An 18,098-nucleotide genomic window follows, 5' to 3' on the forward strand; every position below is an offset into this window, starting at 1 on the left:
AAATAATTGGCCCGAAACAAACGTAGGAGCGAGCGCAGCTCGCGATGCGCCGCGCGGGCGGCGCTCGATCTCACAGGCGCAAAGCATCCACAGCCAAACCCTTTGACGCCCCCACCACCCTCAGCCTCAGTGCGAATGCTTGGGCACTGCCGCGCCGCGGCAGCCAACCAGGAAGTCAAAGTCGCACCCTTCATCCGCCTGCATCACGTGGTCCAGGTACAGCTTCGCATAACCGCCGCTGATCAACTGCGGCGGGGCTTGCAGGTCGGCCAGGCGGCCGGCCAGTTCCTCGGCGCAAATGTCCAGGTGCAGCCGGCCTTCCTTGCAATCCAGCTCGATCCAGTCACCTTCGCGTACCACTGCCAATGGCCCGCCTGCCGCCGCCTCGGGCGCCACGTGCAGCACCACGGTACCGTAGGCGGTGCCGCTCATGCGGGCGTCGGAAATACGCACCATGTCGGTCACGCCCTGGGCCAGCAGCTTGGCGGGCAAGCCCATGTTGCCGACCTCGGCCATGCCCGGGTAGCCCTTGGGCCCGCAGTACTTCATCACCAGCACCGAGTTGGCGTCCACCTCCAGCTCAGGGTCGTTGATGCGTGCCTTGTAGTCCTCGAAGTTTTCAAACACCACGGCGCGGCCACGGTGCTGCATCAGTGCCGGTGTTGCCGCCGATGGCTTGAGTACCGCGCCCTTGGGCGCCAGGTTGCCGCGCAGGATACAGATGCCGCCATCGGCCACCAGCGGTTTGTCGATCGGGCGGATGACTTCTTCGTCATACAGCGGCGCAGCCTGGCAGTTGTCCCACAGGCTCTTGCCATTGGCGGTCAGCGCGGTTGGGTTGGGCAGCAGGCCATGTTCGCCCAGGCGGCGGATGACCGCCGGCAGGCCGCCCGCGTAGTAGAACTCTTCCATCAGGAAGCGGCCCGAGGGCTGCAGGTCGACCAAGGTAGGGGTGCCACGGCCGACGCGGGTCCAGTCTTCCAGTTGCAGGTCTACGCCAATGCGTCCGGCAATCGCCTTCAGGTGGATCACGGCGTTGGTCGAACCACCAATGGCGGCGTTGACGCGGATGGCGTTCTCAAAAGCTTCGCGGGTGAGGATCTTCGACAGGCGCAGGTCTTCGCGGACCATGTCGACAATGCGCATGCCCGACAGGTGGGCGAGTACATAGCGCCGTGCATCCACCGCCGGGATGGCGGCGTTGTGCGGCAGCGAGGTGCCCAGCGCCTCGGCCATGCAGGCCATAGTCGACGCGGTGCCCATGGTGTTGCAGGTGCCCGCGGAGCGCGACATGCCGGCCTCGGCCGAGAGGAACTCGTTGAGGTCGATCTGGCCGGCTTTATAGGCCTCGTGCATCTGCCAGACGATGGTGCCGGCGCCAATGTCCTTGCCCTTGTGCTTGCCGTTGAGCATCGGCCCACCGGTAACCACGATCGCTGGCACGTCGCAGCTGGCAGCGCCCATCAGCAGCGCCGGGGTGGTCTTGTCGCAGCCGGTCAGCAGCACCACGGCGTCTACCGGGTTGCCACGAATCGCTTCTTCCACATCCATGCTCGCCAGGTTGCGGGTGAGCATGGCAGTGGGGCGCAGGTTGGACTCGCCGCTGGAGAACACCGGGAACTCCACCGGGAAGCCGCCAGCCTCCAGCACGCCCTTTTTCACATGCTCGGCAATCTTGCGGAAGTGGGCGTTGCACGGGGTCAGCTCCGACCAGGTGTTGCAGATGCCGATGATCGGCTTGCCCTGGAATTCGTGGTCCGGGATGCCCTGGTTCTTCATCCAGCTGCGGTACATGAAGCCGTTCTTGTCGGCGGTACCAAACCATTGGGCAGAGCGCAGGGGGTGTTTTTTATCAGACATGGCGGGACACCTAATTAGTATTACTATTTGTCGTTATGTGGCTGACTCTACCGACTAAAAAGGCATCTGTGAAGGGTTGTTGTTTTAAATAGTAATACTATATGATCGATTCGCCAGGTTAGCGGTCTGCCAAAAAGCCCCGGCCAGGTGCTGTGCCCATTACAAGAACAATTGGAGACATCGCCATGATTCAGGAGCAGCGGCTCGTCCGCCTGATCACACTGAAACTCATCCCTTTTCTGGTTCTGCTTTACCTGGTGGCCTATGTCGATCGCTCGGCGGTGGGCTTTGCCAAGCTGCACATGGGCGCCGATATCGGCCTGGGTGACGCTGCCTATGGCCTTGGCGCCGGGCTGTTCTTCATCGGTTATTTTCTGTTCGAGGTGCCGAGCAACCTGTTGCTCGATCGCTTTGGCGCACGTCGGTGGTTCGCCCGTATCCTGGTGACCTGGGGCGCGATCACCGTTGGTATGGCGTTTGTCACCGGGCCTAACGGCTTCTACGTGATGCGCTTCTTGCTCGGGGCCGCCGAGGCAGGCTTCTTCCCTGGCGTGCTGTACTACATCACCCAGTGGTACCCGGTGCGCCATCGCGGCAAGATCCTGGGCTTCTTCATCCTCTCGCAGCCACTGGCCATGCTGATCACCGGGCCGTTGTCCGGCGCGCTGTTGGGGCTTGAGGGCATCTACGGCCTACATGGCTGGCAGTGGCTGTTCATCTGCATCGGCACGCCGGCGGTGTTGTTGGCCTGGCCCACGCTGCGCCTGCTACCGGACGGGCCTGCCAAGGTGCGCTGGCTCAGCGACGAGCAACGCAACTGGCTGCAGGAGCAGTTGGCCAACGACCTGCGCGAGTTCGGCCAGACCCGTCATGGCAACCCGCTGCATGCCCTGAAAGATGGCCGGGTGCTGTTGCTGGCGCTGTTCTACTTGCCGATGACCCTGAGCATTTATGGCCTGGGCCTGTGGCTGCCCACGCTGATCCACCAGTTTGGCGGCAGTGACCTGGTCACCGGTTTTGTCTCGGCGGTGCCCTACCTGTTCGGCATCATCGGCCTGCTGATCGTGCCACGCAGCTCCGACCGCCTCAACGATCGCTATGGCCACCTTGGTCTGCTGTACGCACTGGGTGCCATCGGCCTGTTCTTCAGCGCCTGGCTGACCATGCCTGTGCTGCAGTTGGCCGCGCTGTGCCTGGTGGCGTTCGCGCTGTTCTCCTGCACGGCCATCTTCTGGACGCTGCCGGGGCGGTTCTTCTCCGGTGCTAGCGCGGCGGCGGGCATCGCCTTGATCAACTCGATCGGCAACCTTGGCGGCTACCTTGGCCCGTTCGGCATCGGCGCGCTCAAGGAATACACCGGGCAGCTGTCGTCGGGCCTGTATTTCCTGGCGCTGGTGATGCTGTGCGGGGTGTTGCTCACGGGCGTGGTCTACAACCGCCTGGAGCGCCGCCAGCGCTTGGCTTCCACGCGGGCGGCCGAGGCCTCCCGCTAATTCTTGCAACCGATAAGCGAGCACAAGCATGCGACTGATTCAATTCGAAACCGCTGGCGGCCAGCGCCGTGTGGGCGTGGTGGAAGGCGAGTACGCCCTTGAAGTATCTGGCGCCAACAGCACCCGTGAACTGGCGTTGCAGGCCATTGCCGCAGGTCGTGACCTGGCCAGCGAAGTGCAGGCCGCCGGCCTGGGCGAGCGCCACGACTACTTGGCCCTGTTGGCTGAAGGCCGTGTGTTGCCACCGCTGGACCATCCAGACCCGGCTCACTGCCTGGTTACCGGTACCGGGCTTACCCATCTGGGCAGCGCCGCCACCCGCGACAAGATGCACCAGCAGCAAGCCGAAGGTGCCGTGACCGACAGCATGCGCATGTTCCAGTGGGGGCTAGAGGGCGGGCGACCGCCAGCGGGTGAAGAGGGGGCGCAGCCGGAGTGGTTCTACAAAGGCGACGGCGGCATCGTCGTGCGCCCCGGCGCCGACCTGCCGCTGCCGGCCTTTGCCGAAGATGCGGGCGAGGAGCCAGAGTTGGTCGGGCTGTACCTGATCGGTGCCGACGGCACGCCTTACCGCTTGGGCTACGCCTTGGGCAACGAGTTCTCCGACCATGTTATGGAGCGGCGCAATTACCTGTACCTGGCGCACTCCAAGCTGCGTGCCTGCAGCTTCGGCCCAGAGCTGCGCCTGGGTGCTTTACCGGCCCACCTGGAAGGCACCAGCCGCATCCTGCGAGATGGCCAGGAGCTGTGGAGCAAGCCGTTTCTTTCGGGCGAGCAGAACATGTGCCACAGCTTCGAGAACCTTGAGTTCCATCACTTCAAGTACGGCCAGTTTCTGCGAGCTGGCGATATCCATGTGCATTATTTGGGTACCGCCACGCTGTCGTTTGCCGACGGCATCCAGGCCCGCCCGGGCGATACCTTCGAGGTCAGCCTTGACGCCTTTGGCCAACCGCTGCGCAACGGCATTGCAGCCGCGTCCGGGCAGGTTCGCCCAGGCCTGGTGAAAAGCCTGTAGGAGCGGCTTTAGCCGCGAAGAACCCGGCGCGGTGCATGGCACCGGCTGCGCCGGTGTTCGCGGCTGAAGCCGCTCCTACAAGGGCCTGCATGAAGTGCCTTAGCGCCTTCTTTCTTTGTTACAGGAGTCAACCATGTCTGGAAGCAACTTCATTGGCGGCCAGCGCAGTGCTGCCGGCAGCGTACGCCTGCACAGCCTCGATGCGCGCACCGGCGAAGCATTACCTTTGGCCTTTGCCCAGGCCACCCCTGAAGAGGTGGCTGCCGCAGCACTGGCGGCCGAAGCGGCATTTGCCGAGTACAACGCCTTGGCGCCAGAGCGCCGCGCGCAGTTTCTTGATGCCATTGCCGACCAGCTGGATGCGCTGGACGATACCTTCGTCGCCACCGTGTGCCGCGAGACCGCGTTGCCGGCTGGGCGCATTCAGGGCGAGCGTGGCCGTACCAGCAACCAGATGCGCCTGTTCGCCAAGGTGCTGCGCCGTGGCGACTACCTGGGGGCGCGCATTGATCGCGCGCAGCCACAGCGCCAACCGCTGCCACGCCCCGACCTGCGCCAGTACCGCACCGGTGTGGGGCCGGTGGCCGTGTTCGGCGCCAGCAACTTCCCACTGGCTTTCTCCACCGCCGGCGGCGACACCGCAGCAGCGCTGGCTGCCGGCTGCCCGGTCGTGGTCAAGGCGCACAGCGGCCATATGGCCACTGCCGAGCGGGTGGCCGAGGCCATCGAGCGTGCAGCGGTAGCAACCGGTATGCCTGCGGGTGTGTTCAACATGATCTACGGTGCCGGTGTCGGCGAAGCGCTGGTACGCCACCCGGCGATCCAGGCCGTGGGCTTTACCGGTTCGCTCAAGGGCGGCCGTGCCCTGTGCGACCTGGCGGCGGCGCGCCCGCAACCGATCCCGGTGTTCGCTGAAATGAGCAGCATCAACCCAGTGCTGGTGTTGCCCGCAGCGTTGCAGGCCCGTGGCGAGCAGGTGGCCAAGGAATTGGCCGCCTCGGTGGTGCTGGGTTGCGGGCAGTTCTGCACCAACCCCGGGCTGGTCATCGGCATCGCTGGCGAGGCGTTCAGCGCCTTCGTTGCGGTACTGGGCGCGCAACTGGCTGACCAGCCCGCGCAGACCATGCTCAATGCCGGTACCTTGCGCAGTTATGCCAGCGGCGTGCAGCGCCTGCACCAGCACCCGGGCCTGCGCCACCTGGCCGGTGCCGAACAAGCCGGCGAGCAGGCCCAGGCACAGCTGTTCCAGGCCGATGTAAGCCTGTTGCTCAACGGCGACGAGTTACTTCAGGAGGAGGTTTTCGGGCCTGCCACGGTGGTGGTCGAAGTGGCCGACGAAGCCGAACTGCGCCGCGCTCTGCAAGCCCTGCACGGGCAACTGACCGCCACCCTCATCGCCGAGCCGGAAGACTTCCAGCGCTTTGCTGCGCTGGTGCCGGTTCTGCAGCGCAAGGCGGGGCGCCTGTTGGTCAACGGCTACCCGACCGGTGTCGAAGTATGCGATGCGATGGTACATGGCGGGCCGTACCCAGCCACTTCCGATGCCCGCGGTACCTCGGTCGGTACCCTGGCCATCGACCGGTTCCTGCGCCCGGTGTGCTACCAGGATTACCCGGACGTGCTGCTGCCCGATGCCCTGAAAAACGCTAACCCGCTCGGTCTGCAGCGGTTGGTAGACGGTCAGCACAGCCGTGAGGCGCTTGTCTGACGCAGGCGCTGTCGCGGTATACCTGCCGGGTCCGGCCCGGCGGGATTTCGACCGACGAATCACCCTTTGACAGCGATGAACCCTTCACGCCGCAGCAGCTCGACGTTGCTCGGTTTTATCTGGAGTTGCGACACCTCCTGAATCAGGAACCAGCGACACTCCACTATCTCGTGTGATGGCTGGGGAACCCGGGACGGCGGTACAGCCATCCGATACACCCAGTGCTCCTCCGCTTGAAGCACGTGATGGCCCAGAAACTGGGCATCGCTAAGCGGTAAGCAGGTTTCTTCCTGCAGCTCACGGCGTGCGGCTTCATGCTGGGTTTCCCCAGGGTCGATCTTGCCGCCGGGCAGCGACCATTCCAGTGCCTCTTTGCGTACAAGCAAGACCTTGCCGGCCTGCAGGCAAATGATCGTGGCATGCAGCGCTCTCGATGGGGTCATCACGTGTCCTCCCGTTTCAAGGGAAGGCCGTGCAGGCACGGCAAAGTTCAGCGCAATCGCTCCGAATGAACCCAGCCCGTGCCGGCCTGGTCGCATGTTCACCTTCACCGCAAAAGGAAGTTGGGGATGAAAGCGGTCAGTTCACTGTTCACCGGCCTGGCATTTCGCTGAACGGCCCGCGTCCCTGGCGCGGGCCTTTTGCGTGTGCCCCAAGGCTCAGCCGTCGGACTGCTCTTGCGGCGGTACCTGGCCGTCTGGCCAATCAGGCGCCTCCTGCTCCGGTTCAGGCTTGGGTATCGGTTCGCCAGGGTTGTGTGGCACCTCGTCAACGTACGGGTCGGGATGTTTGGGGTCGATCATGATCGGGCTCCTCGCAAATGGGCTGCACCGCGTTAGGCCGTGTGACCGGGCAGGCTGTTCAATTCGGTTTCTGTCGCCCGTGAGACTATGATGTGGAGCAAGCGACAGAGGTGAGTCATGGATAAAGATGGGATCGACCCGCTGGGCTCACTGCCAGCGGCAGGTGTGCGGTCTGCGAACGAGGGTGTTGCGGAGCATTCGTCCGAACAACTGCGTCTGGTGCTGGACGCCGCTGCGGTCGTGGGTATGTGGGTCTGGGATATTCCGAACGACCGGGTAACGGCAGACGAACGCTTCTCCCGGTCTTTCGGCATTCCCGCTCAAAAGTGTGAAGCGGGCATTCCAATCGCTGAAGCCTTTACCTCAATCTACCCGGATGATCGTGAGCGCGTTTCCCGGGATATCCATGACGCGATGTCTCGAGGCGGTACGTTCCGTTGTGAATATCGCGTTCGTAACGAAGCCGGGCTGTATCACTGGATCGAAGCCAACGGGCATGCGGAGCTGGATGCCGAGGGGCAGGCCATACGCTTACCGGGCGTGCTCATGGACATCGAGTCGCGAAGGGCAGCTGAGGCTGAGCGAGATCGCGTATCGGCGTTGTTGCGTACCTTTACTGCCGCAGTGCCTGGGGTTGTGTATGCAAAAGACCTGGAAGGCAGGATGCTCATTGCCAACCATGGGGCAACGCAACTGATCGGCAAACCGCCAGAATTCTACCTGGGTAAGACGGACCTCGAATTCCTCGAAGACAAGGCCCAGGCGCGTCAGGTGATGCAGACCGACCAGCAGATCATGCGTGGCGGCAAGGCTGTGCAGGTCGAAGAGCGGGTCGACATGCCGGACGGTTCTGCAACGACATGGCTCTCCGTCAAGGCCCCCTTGCTCGATGAGGCGGGAAACGTCATAGGGCTCATCGGTTCTTCCATAGACGTTACTGCAAGAAAACAGGCCGAGGCCGCGCTTTTGAACCTCAACCACACGCTGGAAGAGCGCATCAGCGAAGCCGTGGCCCAGCGTGAGGCCGCGCAGGAGGCGCTGCGCCAATCGCAAAAAATGGAAGCGATAGGCCAGCTCACGGGCGGTATCGCACACGACTTCAATAATTTGCTGGCGGGCATCACCGGCAGCCTGGACCTGGCCAGGCTGCGCGGCAAGCAAGGGCGGTTGGCGGACGTCGAGCGTTACATTGGGGTCGCGCACCGGGCAGCGTACAAGGCGGCGGCCCTGACCCATCGGTTGCTGGCATTTTCACGCCGGCAGCCTTTGCAGGCCACCCGTACGGAGGTCAATGGCTTGATAGGCGGCCTGGAGGACCTTGTGCAGCGCACCGTCGGGCCAATGATTCTTCTGAAAGTCGATTTGAAAGCGCAGCTTTCCACCTGCCTGGTAGACCCGGTCCAGGTCGAGAACTCGCTGCTGAACCTCTGCATCAATGCACGGGATGCCATTGGCAAGCGTGCAGGCAAGATCACCATCACCACGGCAAACGAGGCCCTTGAGGCAGGCCCGGGCCTGGATGCCGAGCTGCAGCCGGGTTCGTACCTGGTCATCAGTGTGGCGGACAATGGCATGGGAATGTCGGCCGAAACACTGTCGAAAGCGTGCGAGCCGTTCTTCACTACCAAAGCGATGGGCGAAGGCACAGGGCTGGGGTTGTCGATGGTATATGGCTTTGCCAAGCAGTCGGGCGGGCAAGTCAGGATTGCTTCCGAAGAAGGGGCAGGAACCCGGGTGCAGCTTTTCCTGCCAATCGATCAAGGGCAGCCTGAAAACACCGGCCCGGCAGAGATCCACCCCGATTTTTCAACCCAATGGTCTGACCGCAATGTGCTGATTGTGGATGACGAGCCCTCTGTGCGTTTGTTTGTCAGTGAAGTGCTCAGTGGTTTGGGGTGCACGGTTATCGAGGCCGCTGATAGCCAAGCCGGGCTGCAACTGCTCGCTTCGGACACTCGCATCGACTTGCTGGTGACTGATATCGGCCTGCCGGGAGGGCTCGACGGCCGGGAGATGGCGAAATCCGGGCGACAAACGCGTGAAGGGTTACCGGTCATTTTCATGACCGGTTACACCAGCCCTTCAGTGTTTGACGATGAGGTATTGCGCAACGCATCGGCCGTGTTGATCAAGCCATTCGCAATGGAGGACTTGATCGCCAATGTTCACGCGATGTTTGGCGCTCGAATCAACCAAGGCAAGCCTTCGGTAGCGGCTGACCGAGGTAGCGAGGTGGATTGATCGGGCCACTAGGCACCCAGTGCCCGTTTCAACACGTCATAGACTCTGACGTCCCCTGACTGCGCAACGTTGAACCGCAGAAAATCTCCCGCAGTCATGGACTGGCTAAAGGCATTCCCGGGCGCCAGCACCACGCCTTCATTCAAACAAGCCCTGGCCAGCGTTGCGGCATCCTTGCCTAGCGGCAGCTGGCACCAGGCGTACAGGCCAGCCTGGGGAATGATCCAGGGTTTGATACCAATCGCCTGAAGCCTGGCTACCGTTTTGTCCATTTGCTCGGCCAACCGAAGGCGCACACTCTCCATGTGCTTTCGGTACCCGCTGTCGGTAATCGCGTGGTGGATGATGTCCGCCGCCAGGCGCCCACCGCCGAAGGTGGTCGCAATCTTGAGGTCGACCAGGCCCTCGATCCATTCACCGCGCGCAGCGATGTAGCCGCAGCGGATTGAAGCGGAGATGGTTTTGGAAAAGCTGCCGATCTGGATGACCCGTGAGAGGCCGTCGAACGCAGACAGGCGCGGCGCGGGCGTATGTTCGAAGTCGCTGAAAATGTCGTCCTCGACAATCACCAGGTTGGAGGTGTCGGCCAGCTTCAGCAGCCTGTGTGCGGTGACCGGCGACAGGGTGGCCCCGGTCGGGTTGTGGATGCCGGAATTTGTAATGTACAACCGGGGCGCATGCGCGAGCAGGGCAGCGCCGAATGCATCGATGTCCGGGCCGGTCGGCGTGTAAGGCACGCCCACAACGTTCACCCGGTGTGCTTTCAGCAGTGCGTGAAAGTTGAAATAGCAGGGGTCGTCCACCATCACCGTGTCGCCTGGTTCCAGCAGAAAACGGCAAATCAGGTCGATGGCGTGGGTGCCGGACTCGGTGAGCATGATCTGCTCAGGCGGGGCTTCGACCCCGATGCCTGCCAGCCGTCGCGACAAAAACTGCCGGAGCGGTGGATAGCCAAGCGGTGAAGCGTACTCCGTCAGTTTTGACGCGTCAGAACGGGCAACCATTCGCAGCGCTTTACGCACACCCGCTTCGTACATCCAGGAAGGCGGTAGCCACCCGCAACCGGGTTTCAACGCATCGAGGGAGGTTTCAAGCGATTGGCGCGAGATCCACAGCGGGTCGACGACACGATCCAGTTTGGGGCCAAGTTCGGTCAGTGCCAATGGCGCCACTGGCCCTGCGACGTAAAAGCCGGAGCCGGGGCGAGAGCTGAGTACACCCTCGGCCATTAACCGTTCATAGGCCTCAAGCACGGTAGAAACCGACACCTGCATGGCCTGGGCCATGGCGCGGACGGATGGGATTCTTGCGCCGGGTGTGTAGGTGCGAGAGGCGATCCTGGACTGGATCTCGGCCATGACCGTTCGAATTCGCGTGCCGCTGCGTTTCATCGCACCCTCAACTGTGCTGGATTAATGTGCATAACAGTTCGGTTGAACTGTATTGGATTGTACATGGCCTGGGTGAGCCCGTCAGTGATGTACTGACGCCTGGCTTATCGGGGAATGAATGATGGAAAGAACAACAAGCGGGTGGGTCAACGGCTTCATAGGCGTCGCCATTTTTGCGGGCTCGTTGCCGGCAACCCGCGTGGCCGTGGCGGACTTTGAACCGACGTTTCTGACCTGTGCCAGGGCTACCATTGCCGCCTTGTTGGGTGCGCTGTTTTTGATCGTGCTGCGCCAGCCTCGGCCGAAGCGGGGTGACTTGGCGTCATTGGCGGTAACAGCGCTGGGCGTTGTCATCGGGTTTCCGTTGCTGACGGCACTGGCGCTCCAGCATGTCACCTCTGCCCATTCCATTGTTTTTGTCGGGCTGCTGCCGCTGTGCACCGCCGGGTTTGCCGTTTTGCGGGGCGGTGAGCGGCCTCGGCTGTTGTTCTGGCTGTTCTCGTTCATGGGGGCCGGGCTGGTCGCGGGCTATGCGTTGATGAATGGCGGCGAAGGGTCGTTGGTGGGTGACCTGCTGATGACGGCAGCGGTGGTTGTGTGTGGCCTGGGGTATGCAGAAGGGGCGCGGCTGTCGCGCACATTGGGCGGGTGGCAGGTGATCAGCTGGGCATTGCTGGTGGCGTTGCCGTTCATGCTGCTGCTGACGGTCGTTAATTTTCCGGCACCTGATGCCTTTGCCAAGGTAAGTGCGCCGGCGTGGTTCAGCTTTGGCTACGTTTCGCTGTTCAGCATGCTGATTGGCTTTGTATTCTGGTACCGGGGGCTGGTCCAGGGTGGCATTGCGGCAGTCGGGCAGCTGCAACTGTTTCAGCCGTTCATGGGGCTTGGGCTGGCGGCGTTGCTGCTGCACGAGCAGGTCAGCTGGTTGATGCTGGTGGTGACGCTGGGGGCTGTGATCTGTGTGGCGGGGGCCAGGAAGTACGCCCAATAAGTGAGTACAGCGGTGGCTGGCGCTCGCCTTGGTCGTTGCCCGGTACAAACAGGGCGAGCATACCGCCACACAGCCCGGCACCCACCTGTTCCCGAATGCGCTCAGCAATCCGCTGCAGTTCTTCGCTGTCCTTGACCTGCAAAATCGCGACGAATTCCTCACCCCCATGGCGCACGAGCAGGGCTTTACGCTGCCCGCGATCCATTTCAAGGCGCAGGTCGCGGTTCACCTGTGCCAGGGTGCGCAGTTGCAGATATCCCTCGGCGAGCGTGGCTAGGTTATGGCATCGAGCCATGGGCTACCGGGTAGAGCGGCATTTCTTGCCGCGTGTGTGATTTTTTCCGCTCGACCTTCGTCAAGAAGGCTACCCCTTAGCCGTCGTCTGGGGACTGATACAGGGCCTTCCATGCAAACGCTGTTGAACGAGATTCTTGAAGAAGTACGTCCCTTGATCGGCAAGGGCAAAGTGGCGGATTACATTCCCGCGCTGGCCGATGTGCCGGCGAACCAGTTGGGTATCGCAGTCTATGGCAATGACGGCAGCTATCACTGCGCTGGCGACGCCCTGGTGCCATTTTCGGTGCAGAGTATTTCCAAGGTGTTCAGCCTGGTTCAGGCGATTGGGCACTCCGGTGAAGCCATTTGGGAGCGGCTTGGCCATGAGCCCTCGGGGCAGCCGTTCAACTCGCTGGTGCAGCTGGAGTTCGAGCGCGGTCGCCCGCGCAACCCCTTTATCAATGCGGGTGCGTTGGTGATCTGTGATATCAACCAGTCGCGCTTTGCAGCACCCACGTTGTCGATGCGCGATTTCGTCCGACGGCTCTCGGGCAACCCCCACATCTCGATCGATGCCCGTGTTGCGGATTCGGAATATCAATTTCGCGCGCGCAACGCGGCCATGGCTTACCTGATGCAGTCCTTTGGCAACTTCCATAACGAGGTAGAGGCTGTGCTGCGCAGTTATTTCAGCTACTGCGCGCTGCAAATGAACTGCCTGGATCTGGCCCGGGCGTTCTGTTTCCTGGCCAACGATGGGTTTTGCAAGCACAGCGGTGAGCAGATTCTGACCCGACGCCAGACGCAACAGGTGAACTCGATCATGGCCACCAGCGGGCTGTATGACGAAGCAGGGAACTTCGCCTATCGGGTGGGGTTGCCTGGCAAGAGTGGTGTGGGGGGCGGGATTGTCGCGATCGTGCCGGGGCAATTCACGGTGTGCGTGTGGTCGCCGGAGTTGAATGCGGCAGGCAACTCCCTCGCCGGGATGGCGGCGCTGGAGTTGCTGAGTTCGCGGATTGGCTGGTCGGTGTTTTGATCAGTGGGCGGACGCACAGGGCAACCCTGTAGCCATGCGTGACGAGGCCCGGTAAGGATGCCCCCATGGCCAGAACATCACACCCGACAGCCCTGCTGACTTCGTTGGCAGTGGCATTCGCCGCTGGCCAGACCTTTGCCGACCCAGGTAACGGCAAAGGGCAGGGGCACGGCAAGGCACAGCATGCTCAAGGCCAGGGTAATGCAGGTGGCCATAAGCAGGGTAAGGGCGGTAACGACTGGCATGGTGGCCCGTCCATCGACCGCGGCGATGTGCTGGGCATTCTTGGCGGCCACCGCAGTTACTGGAGCCCGGTGCCTGCATTGCCGCCCGGCATTCAGAAGAACCTGGCGCGTGGCAAGCCACTACCGCCCGGCATCGCCAAGAAGCTGGACGGCCGCCTGCTGGGGCAGTTGCCATCACTACGATGGCTATGAGTGGATGCAGGCGGGTGCGGACCTGATACTTGTCGCTGCGGCAACCGGGATTATCTACGAAGTGTTGAACGGGGCGTTTGACTGAGCAGTGCTGAGCCACCCCACGCAGGCTTGTCAGCGCCGTCGCAATACGGTGGCCAGCCCGACGGTCAGCGCCACGGCGCAGAGCATGGCCAGGCTGATGGCGACGGTAACCCCCCACGTGTCGAGCAACGCTGCCAACACCAGGTAAAACGCAATCACCCCCACCGCCCCAATCGCATTGCCCCGTACCATGGCCGCCATGCCGGCCCGGCCATTCTGCACATGGGCGAACACCACCAGCGGCCAGGCAATCACTGGAATCGGCGCCAGCATCCCGCTGGTTGCCGGGCCCAGCCAGCTGGCCAGGCGGGTGGTGATCATCAGCAGTGACGTGGCAGATACCATTCTGAGCGGGATCTCCCAGTACCGGTACCGGGGGCGGGCCAGGGTATCGGGTTTGGGCTCTTGACCGCTGGCGCGTATCAGTACGCCAATCAGCACTAGCGCCACGGCAATCGACAGGTACAGGTTGCCCCAGTGCGTAAACGCATAGGCAGCCAGCCCGTAAAACAGCAACGCCAGCGGCACGGCCTGGGCGATGCCGAGCCTGCGTGTGGCCAACAGGTAAAACATATAGGTGGCTTGCACCGCCGCCAGGCCGCCCAGCGCGCCGGGCAATGCGCCCAAGGCGAAAGCCGTGCCCTGTTCCAGGCACAGGAAGGTCATCACCAGCGCGGAGGTGATCGGCAGGCCGGACAGCAGCCCACCCAGCAGGCCGCCCCAGCGCCGCGAGGCAAGGGAAATGGCCCACATCAGCAGGGGCGTGACAATTAGCTTGAGGTAGAACAGGGTCATTGCGGGGGTGTCCAGGCTCGGTGAAGGTGCGCCCGCCGTCAGCATTGGGTGGGGCGCGGATGCATCAGGTGCGGCTGGCCTCCAGGGCCTGGGCCAGGTCGGCGATGATGTCGTCGCTGTGCTCGATGCCGATCGACAAACGCACCATGTCCCGTGGCACGCCGGCCCTTTCCAGCTCTTCATCGTTGAGCTGGCGGTGGGTGGTGGAGGCGGGGTGGCAGGCCAGCGACTTGGCGTCGCCGATGTTCACCAGGCGCACCACCAGTTGCAGCGCATCGATGAAGCGCGCACCGGCCGCCTGGCCTCCCTTGATGCCAAATGACAGGATCGAAGCGGGCTTGCCACCGGTGTAGCGTTGGGCCAGTTCATGCTCGGGGTGGTCGGGCAGCCCGGCGTACTTCACCCAGGCCACCTGTTCGTGAGCCTGCAGGTAATGGGCGACCTTCAGCGCGTTTTCGGTGTGGCGTTCCATGCGCAGGGCCAACGTTTCCAGGCCTTGCAGGATCAGGAAGGCGTTGAACGGCGACAGCGCGGCGCCGGTGTTGCGCAACGGCACCACGCGGCAGCGGCCGATGAAGGCGGCGGGGCCGAAGGCTTCGGTATAGGTGACGCCGTGGTAGGAAGGGTCGGGCGTATTGAGCAGGGCGAAACGCTCCTTGTTGTCAGCCCAAGGGAACTTGCCGGAGTCGATGACGATGCCGCCGATGCTGGTGCCATGGCCGCCGATGTACTTGGTCAGCGAATGCACGACGATGTCCGCGCCATGCTCGAACGGTCGGCACAGAACCGGGGTGGCCACGGTGTTGTCGACGATCAGTGGCACACCATGGCGGTGGGCGGCTTCGGCCAGTGCGGCGATATCGACGATATTGCCGGCAGGGTTGCCGATGGACTCGCAGAACACCGCCTTGGTGCGTGCGTCGATCAACGCTTCGAGGGCCGCGATGTCGTCATGGGCGGCGAAGCGGGTATGGATGCCCATGCGTGGCAGGGTATGGGCCAGCAGGTTGTAGGTCCCACCGTACAGCTTGGCCACCGAGACAATGTTGTCGCCGGCCTCGGCGACCGTCTGGATGGCGTAGGTGATGGCTGCCATGCCCGAGGCCACCGCCAGCGCGCCAACCCCGCCTTCGAGGGCGGCCATGCGCTGCTCCAGCACGTCGTTGGTGGGGTTCATGATGCGCGAGTAGATGTTGCCGGCCACCTTCAGGTCGAACAGATCGGCACCGTGCTGGGTGTCGTCGAAGGCGAAGGAGGTGGTCTGGTAAATGGGTACGGCCACCGCCCGGGTGGTTGGGTCGGGGCTGAAGCCTGCATGGACGGCGAGGGTTTCCAGCTTCATGCAATCGTTCCTTGAGCGTGGGTGGAAGCGCTCGAGCATGCGGTGGCGCGAGGGTGTGGGTCAAGGGCGTCGTGCCGGCGCTCACTGGGCCTGGCAGATTGTAAAGATAGGGGGGGCATGGCGGTGGCGGTGGCTTTGGTGGCCATCAGGGCGGCGGCCCACGCTAAGCTGACCCCGCGATGAAACGCACTGCCTCGGCCGGGCTGCAACAGTGCACCCGACGCGAGTGCACTCACCACACGATCCGCTCGCCGTCCCATCCCCAAAAGCTTCCGCTCTCTGCCGGCCCAAGCCGCCCTACCTGCTCGATCACGCACTGTGCGGCAAATGCCGGCTCAAACAGCTTCCCCTCCGGCACGTTCCCTTGAAACGGTCGCGACAGTTCGGTATCGGTGGTTCCCGGATGCAGTGTCAACACGGTAGCCGCAGGGTTGAGGCGTTTCAGCTCGATGCTTGCCGTGTGCAGTAGCTGATTCAGCGCCGCCTTGCTCGCACGATAGCTGTACCAGCCACCCAGTCGGTTGTCGCCGATCGAGCCAACCTTGGCCGACAGCGCTGCAAAGGTTGCGGGCTGTTTGCGCAGCAATGGCAGCAGGTGCTTGAGCAACAAGATGGGGGCGAACGCATTGGTGGCGAAGCTGGCCTGCAAACTGGCGAGGTCCAATTGGCCCAGCGACTTCTCGGCTTTCGCCCCCTCCGTGTGGAGGAGGCCGAGTGTGCTGATGACCAGATGAAGGTGCGTGCAGGCAATGCCCACCTCGCTTGCAAGCGCGGTAAGAGCCAGCTCGTCGCGCGCATCGTAGTCCAGCGGTACTACGCGTTCGCCATGTGCCTGGGCAAGTGCAAGCAGCCCGTCAGCGGTGCTGGCGTGCCGCGCCACGGCCCAGACCCGGTTCACATCGTCGCGGGCCAGCAATGCCGTGCACAGCGCCAGGCCAATGCCTCGGCTTGCACCGCAGACCAACACACTGGCTTTGCCGGTCAGTCCGGGGATCAAAGCCATTGAGCGCGCTTCGTGAGACACTTTTGATCACCCTTGCAGGTTCGTTTTAGAGTCCTGCTACTGGAGTGCTGCCTTTCCGGGTCCGAGGTTGTGACGGCTGCGTAGCGCAGCACAGCTAGTCTACGTTGCCCGCAAAATAGTGGCTACTGGCGCATCTTGCGCTGAGTGATCAGCTTGCACAGTTTCAGCAGCTGCCGTGATTGTGTGAGAAAGCTTCGGCGTCGTGTGCCTGTTAGCGACCCCGAATGGCACATGCACCATTGGCAGGTTCCCGGCTGGCGATTGCAAGTGAGAGCGCTGGTCGTCAAAGAACACATGCGGCTTGAGGATCGACAGCACCCTGGGCTTCTCCATCCCGCCTAGAAAGAAGCATTCATCCGGCGACACGCCCCAATCCTTCAAGGTCGTCACTACACGCTCATGTGAGGGAGCGTTGCGCGCCGTGACGATGGCGATGCGCAGAATCCGCTTGTAGTTCGGGTCTTCTGCCAGCTTGCGATCCTCCAGCATGCGAATCAGTGAAAGTTTGCGGTACAAGTCTGCCAAGGGCCCTGGCGAGTGCGGGGTGCCTTTGTGTACGCGCTCATGCTCCTGAAAGTCGTTCAGATTGTCGTTGCGCTTGTACACGCTCTCTGCTTCATCGTCGGCAATCACGCCATCGAAGTCGAAGGCCACCCGTAGCTCTGTGTCTATTTCATCGTCGTAGATGCGTGTAGGCAGCACCCGCCCGGCCGGGTAGTTGGCGTCGATGGCCTTTTGCACATCTTCTTCGTTGGCACTGAGGAACAGTGACGCATTGAACGCCGGGATGTATTCATAGGGCGAGCGGCCCGACATGAACGCCGCGCGGGTAATGTCCAGCTGGTAGTGGCTTATCGAGCGGAACACCCGCAGGCCGGTTGCCGGCGAGTTGCGTGAGAGCAGCACCACTTCCACTGGCAATTGGTCGGGGAAGGCCTGGTTGATGCTCAGGAAGCGGCGAATGAACGGGAACGCCACTCCCCTTGGAAACGGTTCGTCCAGGTTGTCTTCCTGGTGCTGGCGGTAGGCCTCGACCCCTTGGGTCTTGTAGATGTCGTCCGAGACGGTGAGGTCGAACAGCGCACTCGAGGCAACGCCGATGACCAGTTTCTGTTCAATGGGGTAAGGCATGAAGCTGCTCCTGCAAGTGGCCTGGGGCAAGTGTACGCGTGCGTTGTGTGTAAAGTCCTCAGGCCTCCGGGGTCAGCCCGAGGAGCACTTGAATCTGGTACTGCAACTGGCTCACATGTTCGCGCTCTGCGCGCAGGGCCGCGTGCAATGTGCTGTTCTCCTGTTTGTGGAGACGGGCGGTTTGCTCCAGTTCACGGTCGCTCTGCAACAGGTTCCACATCTCGCCTTGGCGGACGGATTGCAGGCATACAAGCAGCAGGGTGATGCCGCAGACACACAACAGGGAGATTTCCAGCGCTTCCATTTAACGTTTCCTTGGTACGTGGCAACAAGCCGGTAAGCGAGACGATATGTCTATTGTGAATACATGTCGATATTGGTGACTTGTACAGGTAAAGGAATGGTGCAGGTTCTTCGGGGCTTGCCTGGGTGCGGCAGCACGCAAGATCAAGGCAATTTGATATC

Annotated in this window: 15 protein-coding genes and 2 pseudogenes; 7 read left to right on the forward strand and 10 right to left on the reverse strand. The window is 62.5% G+C overall.

The features are described from left to right. Positions 1-126: 126 nt before the first annotated feature. Complete coding sequence (locus ACF8R4_RS08500) at positions 127-1,860, reverse strand: IlvD/Edd family dehydratase (protein ID WP_060497265.1); 1,734 nt, start codon at positions 1,858-1,860, stop codon at positions 127-129. A gap of 185 nt (positions 1,861-2,045) precedes the next feature. On the opposite strand from ACF8R4_RS08500, the gene ACF8R4_RS08505 reads away from it, so the two are divergent. The 3 genes from ACF8R4_RS08505 (at position 2,046) to ACF8R4_RS08515 (ending at position 6,079) form a co-directional block, all read left to right on the forward strand. Beyond that, a complete protein-coding gene (locus ACF8R4_RS08505; RefSeq protein ID WP_060497264.1) occupies positions 2,046-3,353 on the forward strand; it encodes an MFS transporter in 1,308 nt (435 codons plus the stop codon). A gap of 28 nt (positions 3,354-3,381) precedes the next feature. Next, positions 3,382-4,371 carry an AraD1 family protein gene (gene araD1 / locus ACF8R4_RS08510; RefSeq protein WP_060497263.1) on the forward strand — a complete coding sequence of 330 codons (990 nt, stop codon included), beginning with the start codon at positions 3,382-3,384 and terminating at the stop codon, positions 4,369-4,371. Positions 4,372-4,504: 133 nt separating this feature from the next. Beyond that, a complete protein-coding gene (locus tag ACF8R4_RS08515; protein ID WP_060497262.1) occupies positions 4,505-6,079 on the forward strand; it encodes an aldehyde dehydrogenase (NADP(+)) in 1,575 nt (524 codons plus the stop codon). Positions 6,080-6,138: 59 nt separating this feature from the next. Here the strand turns inward: ACF8R4_RS08515 and ACF8R4_RS08520 are convergent, their stop codons facing one another. Further along, the gene (locus tag ACF8R4_RS08520) at positions 6,139-6,522 is read right to left on the reverse strand and encodes an NUDIX domain-containing protein (protein WP_060497261.1); all 384 of its coding nucleotides are present in this window, start codon (positions 6,520-6,522) and stop codon (positions 6,139-6,141) included. Between the two features lie 216 nt (positions 6,523-6,738). Beyond that, on the reverse strand, positions 6,739-6,882 hold the full coding sequence (locus ACF8R4_RS08525) for a hypothetical protein (protein WP_156342044.1): 144 nt from the start codon (positions 6,880-6,882) through the stop codon (positions 6,739-6,741). Positions 6,883-6,999: 117 nt separating this feature from the next. Here ACF8R4_RS08525 and ACF8R4_RS08530 point away from each other — a divergent pair, with 117 nt between their 5' ends. Continuing rightward, complete coding sequence (locus ACF8R4_RS08530) at positions 7,000-9,123, forward strand: PAS domain-containing sensor histidine kinase (RefSeq protein ID WP_156867916.1); 2,124 nt, start codon at positions 7,000-7,002, stop codon at positions 9,121-9,123. Between the two features lie 8 nt (positions 9,124-9,131). Here the strand turns inward: ACF8R4_RS08530 and ACF8R4_RS08535 are convergent, their stop codons facing one another. Beyond that, complete coding sequence (locus ACF8R4_RS08535; RefSeq protein WP_060497259.1) at positions 9,132-10,514, reverse strand: PLP-dependent aminotransferase family protein; 1,383 nt, start codon at positions 10,512-10,514, stop codon at positions 9,132-9,134. A 121-nt stretch (positions 10,515-10,635) separates the two neighbouring features. On the opposite strand from ACF8R4_RS08535, the gene ACF8R4_RS08540 reads away from it, so the two are divergent. Further along, the gene (locus tag ACF8R4_RS08540; RefSeq protein WP_060497258.1) at positions 10,636-11,505 is read left to right on the forward strand and encodes a DMT family transporter; all 870 of its coding nucleotides are present in this window, start codon (positions 10,636-10,638) and stop codon (positions 11,503-11,505) included. Positions 11,506-11,581: 76 nt separating this feature from the next. Here the strand turns inward: ACF8R4_RS08540 and ACF8R4_RS08545 are convergent. Then, a pseudogene (locus ACF8R4_RS08545) lies at positions 11,582-11,797 on the reverse strand (diguanylate cyclase domain-containing protein); the annotation flags it as partial. 114 nt (positions 11,798-11,911) lie between these two features. On the opposite strand from ACF8R4_RS08545, the gene glsB reads away from it, so the two are divergent. Next, complete coding sequence (gene glsB / locus ACF8R4_RS08550; RefSeq protein WP_016711224.1) at positions 11,912-12,820, forward strand: glutaminase B; 909 nt, start codon at positions 11,912-11,914, stop codon at positions 12,818-12,820. Positions 12,821-12,885: 65 nt separating this feature from the next. After that, a pseudogene (locus ACF8R4_RS08555) lies at positions 12,886-13,342 on the forward strand (anti-virulence regulator CigR family protein). Positions 13,343-13,371: 29 nt separating this feature from the next. Here the strand turns inward: ACF8R4_RS08555 and ACF8R4_RS08560 are convergent. The 5 genes from ACF8R4_RS08560 to ACF8R4_RS08580 form a co-directional block, all read right to left on the reverse strand. Continuing rightward, positions 13,372-14,136: a hypothetical protein gene (locus ACF8R4_RS08560; RefSeq protein WP_060497256.1), complete on the reverse strand. Its 765-nt coding sequence runs from the start codon at positions 14,134-14,136 to the stop codon at positions 13,372-13,374. 64 nt (positions 14,137-14,200) lie between these two features. Further along, complete coding sequence (locus tag ACF8R4_RS08565; RefSeq protein WP_025752739.1) at positions 14,201-15,478, reverse strand: bifunctional O-acetylhomoserine aminocarboxypropyltransferase/cysteine synthase; 1,278 nt, start codon at positions 15,476-15,478, stop codon at positions 14,201-14,203. 232 nt (positions 15,479-15,710) lie between these two features. Further along, a complete protein-coding gene (locus ACF8R4_RS08570) occupies positions 15,711-16,481 on the reverse strand; it encodes an SDR family NAD(P)-dependent oxidoreductase (protein WP_060497254.1) in 771 nt (256 codons plus the stop codon). Positions 16,482-16,601: 120 nt separating this feature from the next. Further along, positions 16,602-17,633: a 5'-nucleotidase gene (locus tag ACF8R4_RS08575; RefSeq protein WP_060497253.1), complete on the reverse strand. Its 1,032-nt coding sequence runs from the start codon at positions 17,631-17,633 to the stop codon at positions 16,602-16,604. Between the two features lie 58 nt (positions 17,634-17,691). Further along, positions 17,692-17,937, reverse strand: coding sequence for a hypothetical protein (locus ACF8R4_RS08580; RefSeq protein ID WP_060497252.1), 246 nt, complete (start codon positions 17,935-17,937; stop codon positions 17,692-17,694). Positions 17,938-18,098 lie beyond the last annotated feature (161 nt).

The organism is Pseudomonas sp. FYR_2 (assembly GCF_043106425.1).
Classification (GTDB): Bacteria; Pseudomonadota; Gammaproteobacteria; order Pseudomonadales; family Pseudomonadaceae; genus Aquipseudomonas; species Aquipseudomonas monteilii.